Source organism: Streptomyces minutiscleroticus (assembly GCF_014650875.1).
Lineage (GTDB): Bacteria > Actinomycetota > Actinomycetes > Streptomycetales > Streptomycetaceae > Streptomyces > Streptomyces minutiscleroticus.
This window is the reverse complement of sequence record NZ_BMVU01000067.1, coordinates 1-22,699: the sequence shown is the minus strand read 5'-3', so window position 1 is coordinate 22,699 and position 22,699 is coordinate 1. Positions and strand designations below refer to the sequence as shown.

Sequence of the window (22,699 nt, the reverse complement as noted above, 5' to 3'; positions counted from 1 at the left end):
ACCAGTGATCCGGAAAGTCAAGAGGGACAGATGCGGGCCGACGCCAGGAAGAACCGCGACCACCTGCTCGCAGTAGCGGGCACCGCCATCACCGAGCAGGGCGTCGACGCGTCGATGCGCGACATCGCCCGCAGAGCCGGGGTCGGGCTCGCCACGCTGCTGCGCCACTTCCCGACGCGCGAGGCCCTGCTCGAAGCCCTGCTCCACACCAGCTTCGACGAGCTGACGACGAAGGCGGACGAGCTCGAGAAGTCGGCCTCGCCCGAAGACGCTCTCGTCTCGTGGCTGCGCGACTGCGTCGCGTGGACGACCGAGTACCGGGGCGTCACCGTGCTCATGGCAGCCGCCATCGAGGACACCGAGTCCGCACTCCACGCTTCGTGCGTCACCCTGCGCGCAGCCGGTGCGCGCCTCCTCGCCCGCGCCCAGGCCGAGGGCGCGGCACGGGGCGACATCGACGGCACCGACCTGTTCGCGCTGATCGCGGCGCTCGCCTGGCTCGGCGACCAGCCCTCCCTCGCACCGCGCGCCGATCACCTCTTCGACGTCGTCGCGAGCGCGATCCTGACGAGCGCGGCAGGCGGCCCCGCCGGAGAGGAACGCCGCCCGCGCACCCGTGGCTGACACGGCCACACGTCGACCAGCGGGCTCGGACGCGCGCTCGGGAAGGTGTGCCGAGTGTCGGGAGCCGGCCGGCGCCCTGGCCGGCTCCCGACACTCGGCACGGCACGGGCCACTCACTCGTATGGCCCGGCCGCACCACGGAATCCCGGACGCGAACGGGTCGCGTCCTCGGCGAGGGCCCGGTCGCGCCGTCGCCCACGACCCGACGCGGCCTGCTGTCTTGCTGGGGTGCACGGCGGCGGTGCCGGTCCCTCTCGCGGCTCCCGCAAGTTCGCCTTCGGCCTGCTTCATGCCGGAGCGGTGTGCTGTCCGGCCAGGGCGGCGAGAGGGGAGCGCCGGCCCTTTCCGAGGGCGCGCAGGTGGTCCCAGTCGATCTCGGGGTGCGCGGTGGGCAGGGCGTCGATGTCACCGGTGCGGAACATCGGGATCAGGACCGCGTTGACGCGGGAGGTGCCGAAGTACACCTCGCGTCTCTCCGCCGGTTCGATCCATCCGAGGGTGCGCATGTGGTCGAAGTCGACCCGGCGCACGCGCAGCCGTGCGGCGGCCTGGTCCGGTCCCAGCGGTGCCTCGGGGGAGACGCACTGCGCGAGGTCCGGCCGCCGGCACATGGCCTCGACCTGGTCGGGGTTGAGCAGCGCGCCGTCCGGGTTCGCGCTCAGGCCGGTCAGCAGCCCCTGGGCGATGAGCCGGTGTACCGCGAAGGCGCTGACGACCACCGGCCGGCCGGGCACGTTCGGTGTGCCCAGGGCCTGGGCGATCCGGTTGGCGGCCGTCACCGCGGTGACGGCCGCGTGCGGCATGGCGGCGCGCACCGCGTGGGCGTCCATCTCCTCCACGGCCGCCCGCGACCACGTCCCCGGCGACGCGTCCGGCGCCGGGACGAGGCTCACATGCCGCGCCCAGCGGAACACCGCCAGCGGAACGCGCAGCCTTTTCGCAGCCTGATGCTCGTTGTAGTCGGCACGTCGCGCCATGAAGAACCGCCCTGTCCGCGTCAGCGGGCTCGAAACCGGTAAGGACCAAACGGGACGCGACGGGGGAGGGCCCACGTGACCCCGGCCGGGTCCGTTGCGGTGAACCCGGCCGGGCCCGGGAAGAGCGGAGTCAGGCTCCTCGGTACCGCACCGGCGTGGACTCCCCCACCGCACTGCGGTTTCTTCCGGTCGGGCTCGGCGTACGGATGTACTCCCAATGGGTGGACCGGACGACTGCCGGGTGCTGCCTCTCGACCGGTCGGAGGCAAGTGGGTGTCGGGGCGGTGCGGCGGTGGGCCGGACCGCGGGGCGCGTGGCCCGCAGTAGGACCGGGCGGAGAGAAGTCCGTTCCGTGATTCGTGGTGCAAGGGCCGTCGACGGTACGGCCGGGTCCCTGCGGTTCCATACCGAAGTGGCTGACCGTTTCCTGCCTCGGCGGGAACGCCATCGGCTCCCTGACGCGCTGTGCCTGTCCCGGAGCGGGGACTTGGCCGGTCACGGCACTAGGGCGGGAGTGTGATGGCGAAGGAGACGACGGTGCCCGTGGTGTCTGTGGTGATCTTGAGATGGTCGGTGAGCTGCCGCACCATCCACAGGCCGCGTTTGCTGTCCGTCGTCGTGCCGCAACTCTCAGGGGCCTCGGCGTCGGCGTCGGCGTCGGCGAAAAAGCCCGGGCCTTGGTCGAACACCTGGCAGTGCAGGGCGCCGTGGTGCTCGTACAGCCGCAGAAGTCCGTGCCCCCCGCCGTGCAGTACGGCATTGCACGCCGTCTCGTACGCCGCGAGGACGAACGCTTCGCGGCGGTCCCGGGGCAGCCCCGAGACGGCGGCCCACTCCCTGACGTAGAAACGCACCATGGGGAGCAAGGGGAAAGTGATGGGGAACGTCAGTTTCTCCTTCTCGTAGGACGCCCGAATCCCTGGAACGGCGGTCACTGCGAAGGCTCCACCGGATCGAGCAGGACCAGGTTCGCCAGTGCGCTCGCACCCATTCCGTCCAGCAGGAGCGCGTGGAAAGGTGAACAGAGGACTTCCACGGACGTGCATCCCTGGGCGTTCGCGATGAGTTGCAGCACGGTCCGCGCGCAGGTGACGGACAGGAAACTCAAGCGGGTCAGGTCCAGCAGCAGACGGTCCGCCGTGCCGGCATCGGCCAGCGCGTCGCGCAGAGCGGCCTCGAACGAAGCGGCCGTCGCCGTGTCGGCGTCGCCGATCACACGCAGGCCGTTGACGCTGCGGTAGGCCGCCAGGTCGCCGGGCCGCTCCAGCAGGACCACCGGATGGCCGACCCGCATGGCCTCCAGCACGTCCGGATCGAAACGGCGGCGGTCGTAGGTGCAGATCTCGGCGTAGTGGTGATCGGCGAAGAGGGCGTCAGCGTGTGTCTCACGGTGCATCACGCCCTCGATGTCCATCCGCAGGTCCTGCACCCAGGCCATGTCGATGACCGAGCGCAGGCCCGCGTAGCCCTCCTGCCGGGCACGCACGGTCTCCTCCCGTAAACGGTCGATCTGGCGCCTGGCGGTGAAGCAGCGGTCCGGATGGATGAGCGCACGCATACTGGTGATCTCCAGTTGGGCCCGGGCCCAGGCCTGCTCGGTCGTCGGCGACCAGGTGGACAGCCGCTCGAGCACCTCCGAGTGCGCGACGGCCGGGTCCGCCAGAGCGATGACCTTCTCGTCGTTGGCGATCCCGGTCTGGGTGAAGGCCGAGAGCACCTCCCAGCGGATGTCGTCGTCGGCGTAGTGCGCGAACGCGTGATCTCCCAGACGCATGTCCTCCACGGCCATGGTGCGGGAATCGACCGTAACCGACATGACGCTTCCCTTCCTCTGTCCGCCTGGCGTCGCGGCGGCGGACCTGCTGAATACGCTAACCAGCTAAGCGCCGCATCCGGTCGAAAGAACTCACGCTTGAGCAAAATGCCGATTCCTGTCCGGGGCGGATCGCTCGGCGACCGACTGTGAGGTCTGGCAGGCTGTCGTTGCACGCCAAAGGCCACGGGCCGCTGAGTGAATCATTCAGCCAGTAGCCGGACGGTGCCGCGGTCCGGCTCGTCGGCCAGGTGCATCGGCACGGCCTGCCGGTCGTCTCGGACCCGGTGCGTCACCGGGCGGGGCGCACCCCGACTCCGCGAAACGCGAGGTGGCTCAGGGGCGTGTGCCCGAAGTCTTTCGGGCGACGTGTGCGGCGAGCGCGGGGACATGAATTTTCGGTGGCACCCTAGCATATTCAGGGCCTTATAAAGGGTGGTTCGCGGTAGGGCCCTGACAGGTTACCGGTTCGCTGTCACGGTGGGGGAGTGAGGGCAGGCGGACAACGACTTGTCCTTCCGGTCAAGGACGGTGAAAAGGGCGGCAAAATGGCCTGGAGACCAGCCCCTCCATCAATTGGCGGCCGTATCCGAGGAGATGCGTACGTCGTACGGCTGAACAGAGAAGAAGTTTCCCGCGTGTCTTTCGGCGCTGTGCGGAAGACGCGTCCGGTGGGGCGGCAGTGCGACCGCATCCGCCAGAACGGTGCGTGCCACGGTCCGGCTCGTGGTGTTCGCCTTTTCGTTTTCGGCTCTCTGGGTGTGACGCAGTGCAGGACGTCCGGTTCGATCTGTCGGCCTTCGGTCTGGGGGAGATGGCCCGCTGCGGAGCGGGATTGCGCGAGGCCGTTCGCGGAGCGCCGTCGCCGGAGACCGCGGCACAGACCGTCGCCGACTTCTTCCACGACAGCATGGTCGACGCGCGGAGCGAGCACGCCTGTTCCGCGGTGGGCGTCTTCCTGGTGCGATCGGCGGGTCTCCCCGCCGCCACGGCGGCCGGAAGACCTCCCGCCGGGCGCGCCCGCGGTCTCTCGCTGGCGGGTTTCCGTGGTACGTACGCCCCTTGGCGTGCGGTGACCAGGACCGGGCCGTCGACCCTTCCCGTCCCGTCCGCGCAGGCCGCCCGCGATGTGCCCTTGGTGTACCAGTTCCTCGAACGCCTGGGCGCCTGCACGTCCGCAAACACGGACGGCCCGGCGCTGCCGGCGGTCGACGCCGAGGTCGTGTACGTGCCCGGCGGATGGACGGACGGGCTGGAGGAGGAACTCCTCGCGGACCTCGTGGAACACAGCGTCCGCTCCATGCTGCTGTTCGGCGGGACGCTCTGGCCGGGCGAGTGGTTCGCGGTGGCGCTGCTCTCGCACCTGTCGTTGCCCGTGGAGGCCACCGACCTCTTCCGCGCCGTCGCGGGCAGCACCGGCCTGGCCCTGCGGTCCGTGACGCGGCCGATCGCGGAGCGTTCACCCGCGGGGCGCCCCCCGCACGGTGCGGACGCGGCCCTGGACCTGCTGAAGACCATGGAGAGCGTGGTGGCCCAGTGCGCCGCCCGTCTGCAGTCGACGGTGGCCGAGTTGCTCTGCGCCACGGAAGAGCTGCGCGAGGAGGCGGCGATCGTGGAGCTGCTGCAGGAGGCCGGCCGTACCCTGGCGGCGGAGCTGGACCTGGACGCGCTGGTGCAGCATGCGGTCGACGCCGCCACCCGCCTGTCCGGGGCGGCGTTCGGCGCCTTCTTCTACAACGTCCTCGGGCAGACCGGAGAGTCGTACCTGCTCTATGTGATCTCCGGTGCGGACCGGTCGGCCTTCGACGGGTTCCCCATGCCGCGCAACACCCAGGTGTTCGAGCCGACCTTCCGGGGCCTGGGCGTGGTGCGGTCGCACGACGTCACCGCCGACCCCCGGTACGGGCACAACGCACCGCATCACGGCATGCCGAAAGGACATCTGCCGGTACGCAGCTACCTCGCCGTCCCGGTGACGTCCCGGGGCACCGTCCTCGGCGGATTCTTCTTCGGGCACCCCGAACCGGGCGTCTTCACCGAGCGCCACGAACGCCTGGTCACCCGCGTCGCCGCGCAGACCGCCGTGGCCCTGCAGAACGCCCAGGCCTACCGCCGGGAACGGCAGGCGGCCATGGAACTGCAGCGCCACCTGCTGCCCACCCTGCCGCCGGTCGCGGGGATCGTCAGCGCCTCGCGCTACCTGCCCGCCGCACGCGACCGCGACGTCGGCGGCGACTGGGTGGACCTGATCCCGCTCCCCGAGGGGGAGGTGGCACTGATCGTCGGCGACGTGATGGGCAAGGGCGTCAGAGCCGCGGCGGTCATGGGGCAGATACGCACCGCCTGCCGCGCCTACACGCAACTCGGCCTCGCACCGTCCCAGGTGCTGCAGCAACTGAGCGTCCTGGTCGACGACATCGCCCCCGGCTGCATCACCACCTGCGTCTACGCGGTCCTGGACACGCGCCGCGACCGATTGCGCAGCGCCGTCGCCGGACACCTGCCGCCTGTACTGCGCGATCCGCGGGGACGTGTGAGTTTCCTGGACGCGCAGGTGGGGCCCCCGCTGGGAGTGGGCCCGCGCCGTTACCCGCAGCAGGAGGCCGCCCTGCCGCCCGGAGCGCGGCTGCTGCTGTACACCGACGGCCTGGTCGAGCGCCGCGGGCGTCCCATCGACGACGGACTGCGGCAGCTGCGGGAGCTGCTGAGCGGGCCCATGGGCGAGATCGAGGCGGACTGCGACCTCCTGCTGGACACCCTGGCCGGCGGGCAGCACGACGACGACATCGCCCTGCTCTACCTCCAGCGGCCCGAGGACACCGCACAACGGATCACGACGGTCGTACGCGACTACGCCCCGGTCTCCGGCGCGGTCCCGGACGCACGCCTGGTCGTGTCGCAGGCCCTGCGCGAGTGGGGCCTGACGCGTCTGGTGAACGACATGATGCTGATCGCGGACGAAATGGTCGCCAACGCCGTCCGCCACGCCAAGACGCCGCTCCGCGTCGAGCTGCGGCGGGCGGGCGAACGCATCGTCCTGGAGGTCACGGACAGCAGCCCCGAGGAGCCCCGCCTGATCATCTCCCCGCCCGGGGAATTCGGGCACCGAGGCATCTTCCTGGTGGACGCCATCGCCACACGCTGGGGCACCCGCTGGATCGACGGAGGAAAAGTGGTGTGGGCGGAGATCAAGACCTCATGACGACCGGACCGCACGAGAACGAAAGCCGCCGGCGGCGGCCTGCGCTCCGCGTACGGAGGACGACCCCATGACCCGACATCAGGAGCGGCCTTACGGATCCGACACCACCGCACCCCTGGTGGAGCCGAACAGCCTGCTTCCCGCCGGTCCCACGCTGACCCTCACGTCGCACCGCGGCCCGCGCCACGCCGTCGTCGCCGTCAACGGCCCCATCGACTACCACACCGCGCCCCAGCTCCTGGGACACCTGGCCACCGAGGACATGCGGAACGTACCGCTGGTGGTCCTGGACCTGACCCGAGTGGACTTCTGCGACTCCAGCGCCCTGGGGGCCTTCGTCGACCTCCACCGACGCCGCACGGGGGCCGGGAACGGCTTCGCGCTGGCGGGCCTCCACCCCGAGGTCGAACGCACCCTGGAGCTCACCCGCCTGGCAACCGTTCTCTCCCTGCACACATCCGTCAAGGACGCGCTGCACGCACACTGACGCCCTGGCAGACGCCCCCGCGACGGTCGGCGCCCGGGGAGTCAGCCCGCGACGGTGTTGTAGTTGACGATCTCCTCCACCATGAGGGCGGCGGCGCCGACCAGCGGGCTGTCCGCGCCTTCGCTCACCACGTCGGGCAACCGGTGCGCCTCGTCCTCGGTGACCGCCACCATGCCCCAGAACGCGTTGAAGCCCGAAGGGTCGGCCGGTTTGTCGGTGGCCGCCCCGACCGTCATGGTGCCGCCCTCGGTCACGGCCAGCGCGCCCATCTGCCGCAGCGTGTCGGGGTTCCGCTCCTCGGCGGCCACCACGCTCCAGCCCGTCACCCCGATCTGCCCCAACGCGGCGAGAAGGCTGCCGGCACCGCCCGCGCCGTTGATGACGATGTCGGGCAGGACCAGGGCCACCGGCCCCCGCGTCATCGGCAGGGCGGACCGGATCGCGCCGTCGAGAGTCGGTTCGTACGACTCGTCCTGGTAGACGAAGACCATCTGGAAGGTCTCGGCATAGCGTGCGAGATAACCCACCGTGTCCAGCTTGTGCGTCCCGAATACGACGACCATGCGCACATTGAGTCCGCTTTTGGCCAGTTCGACAACGGCCTCCAGACTGCGGTCCAGCACGGTGATTCCAGGAGCCAGACAATGCAGCTCCTTCGAATAAGGGGCCCCGAAGCGCGTCGCGAATCCGGCGCAGGGCAATATGACCGAGACGTCAGGGACGGGTGCGGACGAACTCTGCATCAAGTGGCTCTCAGATCGTGTCGACGGCCGGGAACCCCGCGCGCCCGGGCGGTCACGGGCGATCCGGGGCCGACGCTGCACCGCCGGCCCGGACAGCACGTCGACGGTCACCGCGGTCACCGAGGACGGCTCCACGCGAGCGGGGGGCGTTGACCGGTGCGCTCGTCCGCGAGCGGGCCCGGCGGATGCCCGACGCCGCCCTCGAAGGCGGAAAGGGACACCGAAATCGCCGAGTCGACCCGTAATGGGGACGACACCGGACACCGCCACCCGGCTCACCAGGCAGCGAACCGACCACCGCACGGCGCTCCATGACCGGGACCTTTCCGATGCCGACCGGCGTCAAACTCCATTTCCACGGTATTCACATGCGTATCCGCCCGTGCGCGGGAAAGAGGTGCGTGGACCCAACACCTTGTTGTTCGGGAACCACTGCCGCATTCAATACCGTGCGACGTACACTGCTGCCGCGCACCCGCTGCGGCCGACGTGTGGCCGTCGACGAGGACCCTTCGAAGCCCGGGCGCGCCCGGGCCGGAACGCAGGGGACGGCACAGACGGGTGCGGGGAGCCTGCCGGACGAACGCCCGCTCCCGGCCGACCTGGTGACGTTCCTGGACGCGGGCGCGCCGCCGGTCTACGTGGGCTTCGGCAGCATGCGTCCGTCCGAGGACATCGTCCGCCGGGCCTTCGAGGCGATCCGCGCGCCGGGGCATCGCGTACTCGTCTCCCGCGGCTGGGCGGACCTGGACCCGGTCGACGACCGGGACGACTGCTTCGCCGTCGGCGAGGTCAACCACCAGCGTCTGTTCGGCAGGGTGGCCGCCGTGGTGCACCACGGCGGCGCGGGCACGACGGTGACGGCCGCCCGGGCGGGCGTACCGCAAGTGGTGGTGGCCGGCCGGCTGTCGGACAACCCGTACTGGGCCGGCCGCGTGGCGGACCTGGGCATCGGTGCGGCACTCGACGGCCGGACCGCGACCGGCGCATCCCTGAGCGTTGCGTTCAGGACGGCCCTGGCGCCCGGGACCAGGGCGCGGGCAGAGGCTCTGGGCGGCACGATCCGCACCGACGGAGCGGCGGTGGCCGCGAGCCTGCTGCTCGACGCCCCGCGGTGAGCGGGACCGGCCCGGTCCGCCGGCCCGGGACGGCACCTCCGCACAACAGCGACGAGGCCGGGGAGGCACGCTCCGGCCGATCCGGGTGAGAAGGAGCCCCGGGCGGCGGCAATCCGACGGGGACTCCGGCACCTGATGCCCGTCGCCCCTCGGCCGAGGGCTTCCCGGCGGCCCCGGGCCGCCGGACGAAATGCGCTTGCGGTGACCGCGGGCAGGCGTGCTATACGCATGGGCAGTGCCGGCCGGCGGCCCCGGCGGGCAGGGTGAGCCCGGCCGCGCTTGGTCGGCGGCTGTCTCGGGCGGCGAACTGTGGAGGTGTACGCATGCACACGGCGGTCCGGCGGGTTCGTGAGGCGTTGGCCGAGCACGGTGTCCACGCCGACATCCTGGAGCTGCCCGGTCCCGCGCCGACGGCCGCGGCGGCAGCCGCCCAGCTGGGCTGCGAGGTGGGGGCCATCGCCAACAGTGTCGTCTTCCGCGTGGACGACGATCCGCTGCTGGTCGTCACCAGCGGCGCACACCGTGTCGACACCCGGCGCGTGGCCCGGCTCCGCGGCGTGGCGCACCGCAGGATCAGGCGTGCCGACCCTGACTTCGTCCGGCAGGTCACCGGTCAGCGCGTCGGTGGCGTCGCCCCGATCGGCCACCCCAGCCCTGTGCCCACCCTGATCGACGAACACCTGGACGACTACCCGTACGTCTGGGCGGGGGCCGGGCTCGCGCACACCGTTTTCCGCACGACCTGCAAGGACCTGGTGCGGTTGACCGGCGCCGAGCCGGTCGGCGTGAGCGCCGACTGAGCGCGTGCCCAGTGTGCGAGCGGCGGGCGGGACCGCCACCCGGCTTTCGGCGCACGGGGTTCCGCTGTCGGGTCCGGCTGCCGAACCGGAGGGGAGGTGCAGCGCACAGCCGTGCCGCGGTGATCCTTCGAGGTGTTCCTGCTCGGCCGGTCCGCCCCGGTCCGCTGGAGCCGGGTCACCGCTCGTGCGGGTCGTCGTCGGGCAGCCACACGGCCGGGTCGCTCAGGCCGAGGTCGCCGGACTCCGTCCGTGAGGGCCTCCACGGTGCTCAGCACGGCCGCACGGGCCTCGCTGCGCCGCCACACCAGGGACCACGTCCGGTAGACCTTCGGCCCGACCACGGGGCGGGCGACCGGGTCGGGCGGCGACGGTGTCGTCTGCGCCTTGGGGCAGTTGAGGACGGGGCGGCGCGAGCGGCGTACGTGGTCGTGGAAGGCGGGTCCGGTGATGCCGCCGTCGGAGATGCACACCGCGCGGGCACCGGTGTCCCGGGCCAGCCGCTCGGGAACCGCAGGGCAAGAAGCCGTCCTGCGGGGCGTCATGGACCGGTGGAGGTCCGAGGTCGACGCGCGCGAGCCGGAGAAGGTCGCAGCACCGTTCACCGAGGACGCCGTCTTCCAGGGGCTCCGTTCCTACAGCGCAGGCCGTCGGGCCGAGGGTGCGGCGGTCGTCGTCCACGGCCGCGACGCGGAGCGTGCGAACGCTGTCGCCGAGTCGATCGCCGCCGCCGGTGGGACGGCGCACGTCGCGATCGGGGACCTGTCGGGCGACGAGGGCGCCGATGCCGTCACCGCCGCGGCGCTGGCCGACGGACCGGTCGACGTCCTCGTGAACAACGCCGGCACATACGACCAGGTCCCGTGGGAGGACGCGACCGCTGACGTCTGGGCGCAGACCGGAACCGGTCCGGTGCCGCCCTCTGCCGTAGCCCTCCACGAGCTGCGCAGCCGGTGCCGGCACGGACGTGAGGCACGGGCGCCACCGGATGTGGGGCGGGGCCGCTCGTCGAACGGCCCCCACGCGCTCTGCGCGGGCCGAGGGGCCGCGGCGCTCCTCGGAGCAGCACACCCTGGTTCCGGCGGCTCACGGCTGGCAAGTTCGACGGTGTTCCGAACAAGCCGGTGGAAGGTGAAGGATGTCCGACACGACGACACGCAGCGCGGAGCGGACCGTAGCCGACCTGCAGCGCGAGTGGATCTTCGCATGGGACAAGGCCGAGGGCTCCGCGCCGCGCGAGTTCCGTACCGTCTTCGGACGGTTCTACGACTTCGACGCCGACGTGATCCTCTTCGACGAGGCCGATCCGGAGCGCCGGACGTTCCGCTCCGTCCCGGAGTACGCGGAGGCGTTCTGGCCGGCGTTCACGGCCATGCGGTCGGCGGCACATGCCGTCCCGGAAGGGCCGGAGGTGCTGGTCTCGGGCGAACTCGCCTGCGGGCGGATGGTCTTCATCGCGATGCTCACGGCGCCCGACGGAGAGGTGACGTGCCTGAAGTGTCACAACTCCTTGGTCTGGCAGCGTACCGAGAAGCGCGACTGGCACATCGTCCGCGACCAGACCGCTGTCGAAGCGCTTCCGTACGAGGAGGCCGTCCGGTACTTCGACTGAGCACCCGGCCGCCTGCGCCCGCATTCCACGACGAGACGTCCTCGTGCCGTGGTGTCCTCCCCCGCCCGGGGGAGGAGGGGCCCTCGCACGCGGGATCTCTCCGGTGCCGCCGGCCGGTGTACTGGGGCGGTCGGTCACATCGGGAAGGACTCACATGCGCATCCTCACGAGACGACGTCTGCTCACCTCCACCGCGTCGGCGGTCCCGGCGGCGGGTCTGGCCGCGGTGCCGGTCCGGGCCGCGGACCGGCACCGTATCGGGCATGGCGACGTGGTGGACGCCCTGCGGGCGCTTCCGGGGCTGCGGGTGATCGAGGAACGGCCGGGTGCCGAGCCCGGATACCGCTTCTTCGTGCTCGGCCTGCGCCAACCGGTCGACCACGCGGACGCCGGGGCCGGTACCTTCGAGCAGCGCCTCACCCTGCTCCACACCGCCGCCGACCGGCCCACCGTCCTGTTCGGCACCGGATACGAAGTGCCGCTCACGCCGCGGCGGACCGAACCGGCCGTCCTGCTGGCCGGCAACCAGCTCGGCGTCGAGCACCGCTTCTTCGGCACCTCGCGGCCGCCGACCCTGGACCTCACCCACCTGACGATCCGTCAGGCCGCCGACGACCACCACCGTGTGGTCCGCCTCTTCCGCCGGCTGTACCCCGGTGCGTGGATCTCCACCGGCGGCAGCAAGGGCGGCATGGCCAGTGTGTACCACCGCCGCTTCCACCCCCACGACGTGGACGGCACCGTCGCCTACTCCGCCCCGAACAACGTCGACGACCGCGAGGACTCCGCCTATGTGCGGTTCCTGGAGCACGTGGGCACCGCCGCCGCCCGCGACGCCCTGAAGGCGGCACAGCGTCAGATGCTGCTGCGCCGCGCGGACCTGGTCGCCCGCTACCAGGACTGGGCGGCCGCCACCGGCGACACCTTCCGCATCGTCGGCAGCGCCGACAAGGCGCTGGAGACCGCCGTCCTGCGCCTGCCGTTCATGTTCTGGCAGAACCGCACCACCGCGGACGCCGCCGCCGTCCCCGGCCCGGACGCCTCCACCGACGCGCTGTACACATGGCTGGAAGAGACGGCCGCCCTGTCCGCCTACGCCGACTCCACAGCCCGGGAGTACATCCCCTACTGGTACCAGCTCGGCACACAGATGGGGTACCTGAGCGTTCCCACCGGTCATCTGGACGGACTTCTGCGGTATCCGGACGCCGTCGAACCCCGCAATCTCGTACCGCGCGAGATCCCGATGCGCTTCGACGCCGCGGCCATGCCCGACATCGACCGCTGGGTGCGGCGGCACGCCGACCGGATGCTCTTCGTCAACGGCACCCAGGACCCGTCCGTCGCCGAGTCCTTCGAACCCGGCCCGTACCGCGATGCACGCGTGCTGTGGGTGCCGGGAGGCAACCACCACGTCACGATCGCGGACCTGCCCTCCGCCGACCGCGCGCAGGCCGTCACGGCGCTGCGCCGGTGGGCCATGGGCGTGCGCGCCACGGGGGCACGGGACGGCAGGTGAACCGCCGGACAGGGCCGAGGCCGTGTCCGCGGTGTCACGATGTCGCAGAAGAGGCCGAGGCCCTGCGGGCCTCACCCGCGGGGCCGCCGGCCCGGCGCCGGCCGGAGTGGTGGCCACGATCCGGCTATCGTCGCCCGGCCCGCGCACAGGCGGCAGACGGAGCGACACGAGCGCTCATTTTTGCCGCGTCGCCGAACAAACCCTCCAGACGCACGAACGATGTCCTCGGCGGAGAGCGGGGCTCCTGAGGGGCAACTTTAAGTCAATCGATTGAATTGCTGTGCCCGGTGTGGTTCGCTGCTGCGAGACGGTTCTCCTTCCCCCGCAACCGGAGCAACCATGCTGCACGTCGACGCCCGTGACGGTTCGGACCCTCCGATCGCCGTGTCAGGAGTTCTGCGGCCACCGGCCGGGCGGACGCCACCGCGGCAGGCCCGCGCCGCCGCCCGGGTGGTTCTGCCCCGCGGTGACGCCGCGCCGCTGACCCGCTGCGGGAACGTCCGTACGGCTCGGAACGGTCCACGTCCCCTGCGAGCGCGACTCGTCCGTCCCGGCGCCGCACGTCCTGCGGTCGGCGATCGCGAGGGGATCCGTGCCATCCTCATGTCCCGCGTCACGAACGACGACGGGCATGAGCGGCACGGCGCACGGTGTGCGCCGAACGGCGTGATTCCCAAGGACACCACCGTGGTGTGCCGTGCGACCGCTGCCGGTCGTGGTGAACTCACCTGCGAGGAACCCGACAGGATGAACCCAGTCCGTACGCCCGACCTCCGTCCGACGTTCGGCACCGGCCCCCGTTCCCCCCTCGGCCGGCCCGCCCCTACCCCCTACCACTCCGTACTCGGCGTCATGCCGCGGCGTCTGCCCGCCCGGGCTCTCGCGGCAGGGTCCGGGAAGCCGCGCCACCAGGGCGGAACGTCCGGCGCACCCCTGCTCGAACTGCCGGTCGCACGGTGAGCGCCTCCACCGCACGGGCGGCGCAGCGGTCGGCGGCCACACGTGAGGCGATCATGGCGGCGGCCGAACGGCTGTACGCGGAACGAGGGCTGTCCGCGGTGTCCAACCGGCAGATCAGCGAGGCGGCCGGCCAGGGAAACGTCACCGCCGTCAGCTATCACTTCGGCACCCGGCTCGACCTGGTGCGCGCCATCATGGAGCACCACGGGGAGCAGGTCGACGCGCGGCAGAGCCGCTGTGCGGCCGAGGTCGACGACGGCTCCGATCTGCGGCAATGGGTGCGCTGCCTGGTGCGGCCGGTGACCGAGCACCTGGCCGGCCTGGGAGTCCCCTCATGGCATGCCCGGTTCACCGTCCAAGTGCTCACCGACCCGGTGGCCCGGAACCTGGTCACCGAGAAGGCGCTGGCGCGCCCCGGCCTGCACACCGTCGTCCGAGGTCTGGAACACGGTCTGGCGGACCTCCCGCCCGGGGTCCGCCGAAGGCGCGGCGACATGGCACGCAACCTCATCACCCACACCTGTGCCGAACGGGAACGGGACCTGGCCAACGGTACGGCCCTGCCCTCCCAGTCCTGGTCGGACACGGCCGACGAACTGGAGGACGCCCTCTTCGGCCTTCTCACCGCCCCGGTGACCCATCCCCACATCCAGGAAGCATCTTGAAGATCACTGTTGAAGAAGAGAAGTGCTGTGGCGCCGGTCAGTGCGTGCTGATCGCCCCCGAGGTCTTCGACCAGCGCGAGGACGACGGCATCGTCGTCCTGCTGGACGCCGAACCGCCCGCGGAGCGGCACGACGCGGTGCGCGAGTCCGCGGACGTCTGCCCGGCCGCCGCCATCCACCTGGACGGGGACGAGTGAACGCCCCCGGACACGTCCTGGTGGTCGGTGCCTCGGCGGCCGGCCTCAGCACCGCGGAGGCACTGCGCCGCAAAGGCTTCGGCGGGCGCCTCACCCTGATCGGCGCCGAGCCCGAACCGCCCTACGACCGGCCGCCCCTGTCGAAGCAGGTCCTCTCCGGTGCCTGGGAGCCCACCCGTGCGCAGCTGCGCACGAAGGAGGTCCTGGACGCACTGGACGCCGAGTTCCTGCTGGGCGACCCGGCCGCCGCCCTGGACGTCGAGCGCCGCAGCGTCTCCACCGCATCCGGTACGACAGTGAGCGCGGACGCCGTCGTCGTGGCCACGGGCATCACAGCCCGTACGCTGCCGGGCCAGAGCGGACTGCGGGGCGTCCACGTCGTCCGGACCGTCGCGGACTCCCTCGCCCTGCGCTCCGCCCTGCTCAAGGCACGTCGCGTCGTCGTGGTGGGCGACGGTGTGCTGGGCGCCGAGACCGCCGCCACCGCCCGGCTGATGGGACTGGAAGTCTGCGTCGTCGGCCCCCAGCCGGCACCGATGACCGGACAACTGGGCCCGTTCGTCGCCGGGCACCTCGCGGCCCTGCACACCGGCAACGGCGTCGGCCTCCGTACCGGCGTACTGCTGGACGCCCTGCTGTCCCAGGACGGCGCCGTCACGGGGGTGCGGCTCAGCGACGGGGAGGAGGTGGCGGCCGACGTGGTCGTGGCCGCGATCGGCTGCTCGCCCTGCACCGACTGGCTCGCCGGCAGCGGCCTCGACCTGGACGACGGCGTCGTCTGCGACGCCCACTGCCGCGCGGCCGAGGGCGTCTGGGCCGTGGGAGACGTGGCCCGCTGGCATCACCAGGGCCTGGGGCGGCTGCTCCGGCTGGAGAACCGCACCAACGCCACGGAACAGGCGCTGGCCGTCGCCGGGAACATCCTGGGCGAGGACCGGCCCTACCTGCCGGTGCCGTACTTCTGGAGCGACCAGTTCGACGTCAGGCTCCAGGTGTTCGGCGTGCCGTCCGCGGAGAACACCGTCGAGGTCGTCGAAGGCGATCCCGCGGAGGGGCGCTTCGTGGTGCGCTACGACGGTCCGCGAGGGCCGGTCGGTGTGCTCGGCTGGAGGATGCCCAAGCAGGCGCGGCTGCACCGGGCCGGTCTCGTCGACCACTACACCCAGCCGCTGGAGCCGACCGCTCCGTGACCGCGGGGGAGGGGCGCGCCCTCCGGCGACCCGCTCCACGTCCTTCCCGCCGCGGTCGCCACCGTGCCGAGCAGCGGCGCGTTCCCTCTCCGCCCGACAGGCACAAGGTCATGACACCGTCGGCGGGCGCGGCGGCCGACGCCGGTGCCCGCCCGCCGCGCGACCCGTCGCGGACGCCTCCCGCCGCGTCATCGGCCGACCGCGCTGTCGGCGGCCACCCGACCCCCGTTTCCGAGGGGCCACGATGACGACACATCCCGACACCACCACTGCGGACCTTCCCGCCCTCCCCCTGCGCGCTCCTCCGCCTGCCCCTTCGACCCGTCGCCGGGGATGCGCGCGCTGAGCGACCGCGGCCCGGTCACCCGTGTCCGCTCCTGGGGCGACAGCACGCCCTGGGCCGTGGTGGGGCACGCCGAACAGAAGGCCCTGCTCCCCGGCGGCACCTCCTGCCCCCGGGACGCCGGACCGCCCCGCCGGGCGGCCGGACGGCGGTCGGAGCGTCGTCGAAGTCCTCGGACCACCGGCTCCGGCCACCGGCTCGGGCCACCGGGTCCGAGCGCCGGTGGCGTCTGTCATCGGCGCGCTTGCCCGGACTCACGTCATGGGCGTGAAGGCGGGCAGGGTGAGGGCCGAATGCGCCGGCCGCTCCTCCGCGGAGGGCATGGCGCTGAGACTGCGCAGCATGTCGTTGCGCTGCTCCAGGGCCCGGGCGGTGGTCGGGAAGAGGGCGGCGTCGCCCTCGCCGACCTGGTCCTGGTTCACGGTCACGAACTCACGGGTGGTGCGTTCGTAGGCGGCGAAGCCCGCGGCGTGGTCCCGGCCGGCCACGGAACCGGCGAGCATGTACGCGCCGACGAGCGCGAGGCTGGAGCCCTGTCCGGTGAGGAACGAGGGCGCGTACGCGGCGTCGCCCACCAGCGCGACCCTGCCGCTGGACCAGCGGGGCATGCGGATCTGGCTGACCCCGTCGAAGAACAGGTCGTCCGCGTCGCGCAGGGCGGCGAGCATGCCCGGGACCTCCCATCCCGCGTCGGCGAAGACCGCGGAGACCAGGTCCCGTTGTGCCTCGGGGTTCCGGAACGCCTCGAACGGCGGTTCCGGACGGGCGAAGTTCAGGAGGGCGTGCACTTCGTCGGTGTCCCCCGCGGCGTAGAGTGCCGCGGCCCTGCCCGGCGTGTTCCACATCGTGATCTCGTGGGAGAGCCCGAAGGTGTTGCGCATGGTGAATCCGGCGAAGCAGTAGCCGAGGTACCGGTGGAACCGCTCCTCGGGGCCGAACAGGAGCCCGCGGGTGCGTGAGTGCAGACCGTCCGCGCCGAACACCATGTCGAACGTACGCCTGCCGCCCCCGCGGAAGGTGACATCGACCCCGTGGCCGGACTGGTCGAGGGTGTCGATGGAGTCGTCGAACAGGAACTCCACGTCGTCGCGGACCGCCGCGTGCAGAGCGGCGGTCAGATCGCCGCGCCGCACCTCCAGGTCTTGTCCCGCGACGCCGCCGGTGACGGTGTGCGGGGAGACCGAGGCCACCTCGCCGCCGTCCGCGTCGAGGAAGGTCAGCCGGCGCAGGTCGATGTGGGCGTCGCGCAGCCGCGGCAGGATCCCCATCCTCCGGACGACCTCGAGTGCGGTGCCCCGTACGTCGACGGGGTAACCACCGCCACGCGGTGCGGCGGCCTTCTCGACCACCGTGACCGCGAATCCGTAGCGGTTCAGCCAGAACGCCAGGGCGGGTCCCGCGATGCTGGCCCCGGATATCAGCACCTCGCGCCTCGGCGTGGTGCGGACGCCCCCCGACGGATCGGTGCGGTTCATTCCTTGACTCCTTTGCTCATGGTGCGCGTGACAAGCAGGGACAGCGCCGTGACGGCGCCGGCCACGACGAAGCCGGTGACGAAGGCCGATTCGGCCGGGACGTCCGAGCCCGAAGGGGTTCCGGCGGTGAGGATCGCGCCACTGACCTGCACACCCACGGCGTAACCGAGCACGCGGGTCACGAGGACCAGGCCGGTGGCGATGCCGGTGTCGCTCCGGTCGACGGAGGTGGCGGTGCCGGCCACCATCGCCGTGACGCACAGACCGTTGGCGAGTGAGATCATCGCCTTGCCGACGACGAGGTGCCAGACCTCGGTGTGCACGGCTGCCAGGGCGAGCAGGGCGGCGGCCAGGAGGACGATCCCGGCGGTGAGAACGGCACGCGAACCCAGACGCCGCGCCCCGATCCCGCTGATCGGCCCGGCCAGCGACGCGGCCACGGCGCCGGGCAGCAGGAAGAAGCCGATCTCGGTGGCACCGGCCCCGAAACCGTAGCCGTCGGCGGAGACGGCGAACAGTTGGGGGACGAGGTAGACCGCCACCGAGGTGCCGACGCAGATCACGAACGTCAGCACGCACGACTTCCACACCGTGGGACGTGCCAGCATGCGCAGATCGACCATCGGCGAGGCCGCGCGACGCTCGACGGCCGCCCATCCGGTCACGAAGGCGGCCAGGACCACGACGAGGGCGCCGAGAACGAGTGGCCGCGAGCCGATGTCGGGCGCCAGCGCGAGCACGAGCATGAGCGTGACCAGCGTCCCGCTCAGGAGGACCAGGCCGGGCCAGTCGACCCCGGCGTCGTCGCCCGGACGGCCCGGCGGATCATGCGGCATCAGCCTGTCCACCAGCAGGGTGGAACCGATGACCGCGAGCGCCGGCAGCGCGAACATCCAGTGCCGGGACAGCCCTTCCGCCACGGGACCGGCCGACAGCGTTCCCGCCATCCCGCCGCCCACGAACAACCCGCTGACCACCCCGATGGCCACCTTCGACTCTCCCGCGGGAAGGTGTGCGCGCACCAGGACGAACGACAGGGGCAGCGCGCCCACCATCGCCCCCTGCAGTACCTGACCGAGCAGCAGCACCGGCAGGTTCGGCGCCAGGGCGGACACCAGGCCGCCGGCCGAGACCACCGCCATCAGCCGGATCAGGACCCGTTTTCCGCCGTAGCGGTCGCCTAACCTGCCCGCGACCGGTGTGACGAGCGCGCCGGTGATGAGGAGCACGATGCTGAGCAACGCCCCTTCGGCGGGACTCATGTCCAGCTCGCGTTGCAGGAGCGGGAGGGTCGGCGTCACCACCGACTCCAGGGCACCGGTGGCGACCGCCAGCAGGCCGAGGGCCCCGACAGCGGCCTTCCCGACGCGGGCCGGGGAAGCCAGGGTTGCGGTCATGGACGTCCTTTCCGTCATGGCCGGGCGAGCGAAGGGCCGGCCGTACGCGTAGTGCTGTTGCGGTCCCGCCGGGCCCGGCGCGGACACAGTGACCGTTCGCGCGGGGCGCCGTGTGCGTGGATGTGCCGTGCGGGCAGGTCCGAGGCCGTCCGGCGGGGGTGAACCCGGGGGAGCGGTACTCGAAGCGGCGCATGCACGGCGTCGCCGGGCGGAGCGGGTGCGGGCGGAGCGGGTGAACGAGTGCGGCACGCGCCGTGAGCCGAGACTACACTACACCGTACAGTGTAGAAAGGGTACGATGTGCCCATGCCGACCACGAAGACACTGCGCGAGGGGTCCACGCGGAAGCGGGCCGCCATCCTCGCGGCGGCCCGGGAACTGTTCCTCACCGACGGCTTCGACCGGTCCAGCGTCGACGCGGTCGCCGCCCGGGCCGAGGTGTCCAAGCGGACGGTCTACGACTACTTCGGCGACAAGCAGACGCTGCTGCGGGCCGTCGTCGACGACATCGGCCAGTCCCTGGTGACCACGATCCGGCGCACCCTCGACGACACCCTCACCGGCCTGACCGAGGCCGCCGGCCTCGAGGACGCCCTGGTCACGTTCTCGATGCGCATCGCGACCGACATGCTCGGCTCGGCGGAGTACGCGACGCTGCAACGACTGGTCAGGGCGGAGTCCGGCCACCTGCCGCACCGGGGCTACAACTCCCTGGCCGACACCCCCGACGAGGCACTTGCCGAGCGGTTCGCCGCCTTCGCCGCGGCCGGGCTGCTCGACGTCCCCGACCCCCGGCTCGCGGCCGACCAGTTCATCGCGCTGACCTTCGGCGTCGCACTGGACAGGCTCGGTTCCGCGAACGCCGCGGAGGACGCCCGCGTCCGGCCGCTCGTCGTCGAGGGCGTGCGGACCTTCCTCCGGGCGTACCGGACCGCGCAGAGCTGAGGCAGCCCGGAGGCCGCCGCCCTGTGCTGCTGTCAGGCGTGCCGCTCGGCGTACTCGATGAACGCGTATGCGGCTCCGGCCCACAGGGGGACCCGGGTGGCACCGGTCCCGGCGCGCACCTGCTCGGCCGGCCACTCCGCCGTTCCGCGGACGGGCGTATGCCTCAATGGTCATCGAGTGCCCGCATGGCTGCTCCGATTCCGCGAGAACCACCCGTGACCAGGGCCCGCTTTCCCGTGCGTTCTCGCGTTCCCGACCCGTTTTCGTCCGTGGGTACGCCGCCGGTCCTTTCGATCGCGTCATCGTCCGCTCGGCGGAAGAAGGACCGACGTGCGCAGAGCGGGAATTCCCGAATCGATCGCGGTGGGCACTCCGTCGAACCGTCTCACGGTACGTCCGGGAAAGAGCGAGGGGCGAGGACGGAAAGTCGGCGAGAGCTATGGGTGATGCCCATGGCATCCGGTCATCCGGGTGCCCGGGACGCTCGGCGTCGACGTCGTCGGCCTGCCCGCCGTCGCCCAGCCCGGCTGAAGCGCGACAAGGGAACCGTGACAAGGGAACAGCCCAGAGAACAGTGAACAGTGAACAGTGTGCCGCACAGAAGCAACACCGCGCCGTACGGAGAGGAACGATGCACGAGGGCCCGAGCAGACCTGCGTCCTGGGCCGCCCGGACACGAGCGCAGTGCGCGCCGGCCAGTGCTGTCCTGCCCTCCGGGCGTCCTCGACCGCCGCGCACGGCGCGGCGGTGGCCAGTGCGGACCGGCAACCGTAGCGGTGTACCGGACGCGGACGGGGCGGCGCCATGGACGATGTCTGCTCCTGCTGTGGCCCGCCCGGCTCTGGCCCGTACCAACCGTCACACAGACGTCTGTGCGGGCGCCCATATTACTGAGGCATATCCGCACCTGAATTTCACAGCGGCAAGGGACGCTGATATCCCCCTTGTAGTCAACCGGAATTCCGGACTGCTATAAGGATGTGTAACGTCTGTCGCTACCATGCAGGACAGATCGCCATCTCCTTTGTCTCAGGCGACGTTGGGAGGCTTGTGTGTCCACTCCTGCTCCCTCATCCCACCAGCATCCCGATACTCCCCGGACCCGAGCGGCGGTCCTTCCGGACGACCTGGCCGACCGGGTCAGAGCCGGCCGCGCCGCGGTCCGCCGACGCGCTTTCGGCATGACCCACCGCGAAACAGTCGCCGCTCTCCACCGAACGCGCCTGCAGCAGCTCGACTGCAACCATGAGGACCTGGCCAAGGACGTGCGCGACCTGGCCGAACTCGCGGAATGGAAGCGCATCGAGCAATTGCTCGCCGTCACCGGCGGCGTGTACGACCCGGACGCCGACGCCACCGTCCAGGACGAGCGGACCGCTCACGCCGCACGACAGCGTGCCGGGTAGTCGGCAGCCGGACAGCACCGCGACCCCGTGGCGGGGGACGCGCGTCCCCGTGTCCCTCGCCATGGAGGCGTGCCCCGCTGCCGGCCGAACGCGAAGTCCTGGGCCGGCGGTCGCGAAGCCGTTCCGGAGTCCCGCGCCGGAAGCGTGTCTTCGAGCGGCGCGGATGCGTCGGCCTTGAACGCTCCGTAGCCCAGGACGTCCTGGGGGCACAGGGCGGTGCGGAACTGGTGGCCGAAGAGGCGGCGACCACCAGCGGCATCGACCATCAGCGGCATGATGACATCGGCACCGTAGACGTCGCGCGAGCGGAAGACGCGCAGCGGCAGCAAGGAACTGGCGGCCAAAAGCCTGGCGGTCAAGGGCCTGGCGGTGCGGTCCTGGCACAGGACGACGGCGGCCGGCAGGGCCGGCGAGGCGAGCAGCGGCAGGCCGGCGAAGGCGATGAGGGCGGCGGTGTCCGGTTCTCGACCGTCCGCGGTAAATGCCTGGACCGATGGCTTCCTCCGACGGGAGACTTCCGAGTTCCGACCTCGGGAGTGTGATGGGGAAGACAGACACGCATGAGCCGACGCCGGGCAGGAGCGCGGTCGTTCTCGCACTGCGCCGCTACGGCCGGGAACTGTTCCGATTACGATGGCTGGCCCTGCCGGCCCTGCTGCTGCCGGCCGTGGGCACCACCGGCATCAACTACATCGCCCCCCTGCTGATCGCCCGACTGGCGGGGCAGGCCGCCGACGGCGGCGGTCTCACCCTCGCCTCGGCGCTGCCGTACGTGCTGGGCTTCGGTGCGGTGCTGCTGCTCGCCGAGGCCGTGTGGCGGGTCGGGCAGCACTGCCTGAACCGCGTGGACGCCCTCGGCATGGAGCACCTGTACGTGACCGGCATGGACGAACTCTTCACCCGGGACGCGGCGTTCTTCCACGACAACTTCGCCGGCTCCCTGACGAAGCGTGTGCTGGGTTTCGGCAGGCGCTTCGAGGACTTCGTCGACACGGTGACGTACCGGATCGTGGGCAGCCTCGTGCCACTGATCTTCGGTGCCGTGGTGCTGTGGCACTACGAGCCGCTGCTCGTGGCCGGCCTCCTCCTGATGATCGTGCTGACCGCGGCGGGCGCCACGCCCCTGATCCGCCGCCGTCAGGCGCTCGTCCACGACCGTGAGGCGGCGATCGCCCGGGTCTCCGGCCACGTCGCCGACAGCCTCACGAACATGGAGACCATCCGGGCCT

The 22,699-nt window shown here is 71.7% G+C and carries 18 protein-coding genes and 3 pseudogenes; 14 read left to right on the top strand and 7 right to left on the bottom strand.

Annotation, left to right across the window (positions count from 1 at the left end; translation table 11 throughout):
* The first annotated feature begins 30 nt into the window (after positions 1 to 30).
* On the top strand, positions 31 to 624 hold the full coding sequence (locus IE271_RS35100; protein WP_190194522.1) for a TetR/AcrR family transcriptional regulator: 594 nt from the start codon (positions 31 to 33) through the stop codon (positions 622 to 624).
* A 287-nt stretch (positions 625 to 911) separates the two neighbouring features.
* On the opposite strand, the gene IE271_RS35095 is transcribed toward IE271_RS35100, so the two are convergent.
* The 3 genes from IE271_RS35095 to IE271_RS35085 all read right to left on the bottom strand — a co-directional run bounded on the left by IE271_RS35095 (position 912) and on the right by IE271_RS35085 (position 3,417).
* A complete protein-coding gene (locus IE271_RS35095; protein WP_190194521.1) occupies positions 912 to 1,601 on the bottom strand; it encodes a hypothetical protein in 690 nt (229 codons plus the stop codon).
* A gap of 503 nt (positions 1,602 to 2,104) precedes the next feature.
* Positions 2,105 to 2,458, bottom strand: coding sequence for an ATP-binding protein (locus IE271_RS35090; RefSeq protein WP_190194520.1), 354 nt, complete (start codon positions 2,456 to 2,458; stop codon positions 2,105 to 2,107).
* A gap of 74 nt (positions 2,459 to 2,532) precedes the next feature.
* Positions 2,533 to 3,417, bottom strand: coding sequence for an MEDS domain-containing protein (locus IE271_RS35085; RefSeq protein WP_190194519.1), 885 nt, complete (start codon positions 3,415 to 3,417; stop codon positions 2,533 to 2,535).
* Between the two features lie 766 nt (positions 3,418 to 4,183).
* Between IE271_RS35085 and IE271_RS35080 the strand changes: the two genes are divergently transcribed.
* Positions 4,184 to 6,616, top strand: coding sequence for an ATP-binding SpoIIE family protein phosphatase (locus tag IE271_RS35080; protein WP_190194518.1), 2,433 nt, complete (start codon positions 4,184 to 4,186; stop codon positions 6,614 to 6,616).
* 67 nt (positions 6,617 to 6,683) lie between these two features.
* On the top strand, positions 6,684 to 7,103 hold the full coding sequence (locus IE271_RS35075; protein WP_190194517.1) for an STAS domain-containing protein: 420 nt from the start codon (positions 6,684 to 6,686) through the stop codon (positions 7,101 to 7,103).
* A gap of 41 nt (positions 7,104 to 7,144) precedes the next feature.
* On the opposite strand, the gene IE271_RS35070 is transcribed toward IE271_RS35075, so the two are convergent.
* Positions 7,145 to 7,726: a glycosyltransferase family protein gene (locus IE271_RS35070; protein WP_229919778.1), complete on the bottom strand. Its 582-nt coding sequence runs from the start codon at positions 7,724 to 7,726 to the stop codon at positions 7,145 to 7,147.
* A 674-nt stretch (positions 7,727 to 8,400) separates the two neighbouring features.
* On the opposite strand from IE271_RS35070, the pseudogene IE271_RS43680 reads away from it, so the two are divergent.
* Positions 8,401 to 8,964 (top strand): annotated as a pseudogene (locus IE271_RS43680) (glycosyltransferase); the annotation flags it as partial.
* A 323-nt stretch (positions 8,965 to 9,287) separates the two neighbouring features.
* A complete protein-coding gene (locus IE271_RS35060; protein ID WP_190194516.1) occupies positions 9,288 to 9,764 on the top strand; it encodes a YbaK/EbsC family protein in 477 nt (158 codons plus the stop codon).
* A gap of 175 nt (positions 9,765 to 9,939) precedes the next feature.
* On the opposite strand, the pseudogene IE271_RS42640 reads toward IE271_RS35060, so the two are convergent.
* Positions 9,940 to 10,267, bottom strand: a pseudogene (locus tag IE271_RS42640) (LysR family transcriptional regulator); the annotation flags it as partial.
* Between IE271_RS42640 and IE271_RS43675 the strand changes: the two are divergent.
* The 6 genes and pseudogenes from IE271_RS43675 to IE271_RS35030 form a co-directional block, all read left to right on the top strand.
* Positions 10,212 to 10,649 (top strand): annotated as a pseudogene (locus IE271_RS43675) (SDR family NAD(P)-dependent oxidoreductase); the annotation flags it as partial. The pseudogenes IE271_RS42640 and IE271_RS43675 sit on opposite strands and share 56 nt — an antisense overlap.
* 250 nt (positions 10,650 to 10,899) lie before the next feature.
* Positions 10,900 to 11,373 (top strand): Cif family virulence factor, encoded by a 474-nt coding sequence (locus IE271_RS43670; protein ID WP_190194515.1) that lies wholly within the window; start codon positions 10,900 to 10,902, stop codon positions 11,371 to 11,373.
* Between the two features lie 154 nt (positions 11,374 to 11,527).
* A complete protein-coding gene (locus IE271_RS35045; RefSeq protein WP_190194514.1) occupies positions 11,528 to 12,892 on the top strand; it encodes a S28 family serine protease in 1,365 nt (454 codons plus the stop codon).
* A gap of 956 nt (positions 12,893 to 13,848) precedes the next feature.
* Positions 13,849 to 14,517 (top strand): TetR/AcrR family transcriptional regulator, encoded by a 669-nt coding sequence (locus IE271_RS35040; protein WP_373308887.1) that lies wholly within the window; start codon positions 13,849 to 13,851, stop codon positions 14,515 to 14,517.
* Positions 14,514 to 14,714 (top strand): ferredoxin, encoded by a 201-nt coding sequence (locus IE271_RS35035; protein WP_190194513.1) that lies wholly within the window; start codon positions 14,514 to 14,516, stop codon positions 14,712 to 14,714. The genes IE271_RS35040 and IE271_RS35035 overlap by 4 nt, the downstream gene beginning before the upstream one ends.
* Complete coding sequence (locus IE271_RS35030) at positions 14,711 to 15,904, top strand: NAD(P)/FAD-dependent oxidoreductase (protein WP_190194512.1); 1,194 nt, start codon at positions 14,711 to 14,713, stop codon at positions 15,902 to 15,904. The genes IE271_RS35035 and IE271_RS35030 overlap by 4 nt, the downstream gene beginning before the upstream one ends.
* 597 nt (positions 15,905 to 16,501) lie before the next feature.
* On the opposite strand, the gene IE271_RS35025 is transcribed toward IE271_RS35030, so the two are convergent.
* Both IE271_RS35025 and IE271_RS35020 read right to left on the bottom strand, forming a co-directional pair.
* Complete coding sequence (locus tag IE271_RS35025) at positions 16,502 to 17,722, bottom strand: FAD-dependent monooxygenase (RefSeq protein WP_190194511.1); 1,221 nt, start codon at positions 17,720 to 17,722, stop codon at positions 16,502 to 16,504.
* Positions 17,719 to 19,119, bottom strand: a complete 1,401-nt coding sequence (locus tag IE271_RS35020; RefSeq protein ID WP_190194510.1) for an MFS transporter — start codon at positions 19,117 to 19,119, stop codon at positions 17,719 to 17,721. The genes IE271_RS35025 and IE271_RS35020 overlap by 4 nt, the downstream gene beginning before the upstream one ends.
* Positions 19,120 to 19,425: 306 nt before the next feature.
* Between IE271_RS35020 and IE271_RS35015 the strand changes: the two genes are divergently transcribed.
* The 3 genes from IE271_RS35015 to IE271_RS35005 all read left to right on the top strand — a co-directional run.
* Positions 19,426 to 20,064, top strand: a complete 639-nt coding sequence (locus tag IE271_RS35015; protein WP_190194509.1) for a TetR/AcrR family transcriptional regulator — start codon at positions 19,426 to 19,428, stop codon at positions 20,062 to 20,064.
* A gap of 1,181 nt (positions 20,065 to 21,245) precedes the next feature.
* On the top strand, positions 21,246 to 21,470 hold the full coding sequence (locus IE271_RS35010) for a hypothetical protein (protein ID WP_190194508.1): 225 nt from the start codon (positions 21,246 to 21,248) through the stop codon (positions 21,468 to 21,470).
* Between the two features lie 541 nt (positions 21,471 to 22,011).
* Positions 22,012 to 22,699: ABC transporter transmembrane domain-containing protein (locus IE271_RS35005; protein WP_190194507.1), on the top strand; the 688-nt coding region annotated here is incomplete at its 3' end.

What these genes read in the sequence shown, in the direction of transcription:
- IE271_RS43670 (WP_190194515.1), top strand. Translation starts at nt 10,900, where the DNA reads ATGTCCGACACGACGACACGCAGCGCGGAGCGGACCGTAGCCGACCTG.
- IE271_RS35020 (WP_190194510.1), bottom strand. Translation starts at nt 19,119, where the DNA reads ATGACCGCAACCCTGGCTTCCCCGGCCCGCGTCGGGAAGGCCGCTGTC.
- IE271_RS35025 (WP_190194511.1), bottom strand. Translation starts at nt 17,722, where the DNA reads ATGAACCGCACCGATCCGTCGGGGGGCGTCCGCACCACGCCGAGGCGC.
- IE271_RS35015 (WP_190194509.1), top strand. Translation starts at nt 19,426, where the DNA reads ATGCCGACCACGAAGACACTGCGCGAGGGGTCCACGCGGAAGCGGGCC.
- IE271_RS35075 (WP_190194517.1), top strand. Translation starts at nt 6,684, where the DNA reads ATGACCCGACATCAGGAGCGGCCTTACGGATCCGACACCACCGCACCC.
- IE271_RS35090 (WP_190194520.1), bottom strand. Translation starts at nt 2,458, where the DNA reads ATGGTGCGTTTCTACGTCAGGGAGTGGGCCGCCGTCTCGGGGCTGCCC.
- IE271_RS35095 (WP_190194521.1), bottom strand. Translation starts at nt 1,601, where the DNA reads ATGGCGCGACGTGCCGACTACAACGAGCATCAGGCTGCGAAAAGGCTG.
- IE271_RS35010 (WP_190194508.1), top strand. Translation starts at nt 21,246, where the DNA reads ATGACCCACCGCGAAACAGTCGCCGCTCTCCACCGAACGCGCCTGCAG.
- IE271_RS35045 (WP_190194514.1), top strand. Translation starts at nt 11,528, where the DNA reads ATGCGCATCCTCACGAGACGACGTCTGCTCACCTCCACCGCGTCGGCG.
- IE271_RS35060 (WP_190194516.1), top strand. Translation starts at nt 9,288, where the DNA reads ATGCACACGGCGGTCCGGCGGGTTCGTGAGGCGTTGGCCGAGCACGGT.
- IE271_RS35085 (WP_190194519.1), bottom strand. Translation starts at nt 3,417, where the DNA reads ATGTCGGTTACGGTCGATTCCCGCACCATGGCCGTGGAGGACATGCGT.
- IE271_RS35100 (WP_190194522.1), top strand. Translation starts at nt 31, where the DNA reads ATGCGGGCCGACGCCAGGAAGAACCGCGACCACCTGCTCGCAGTAGCG.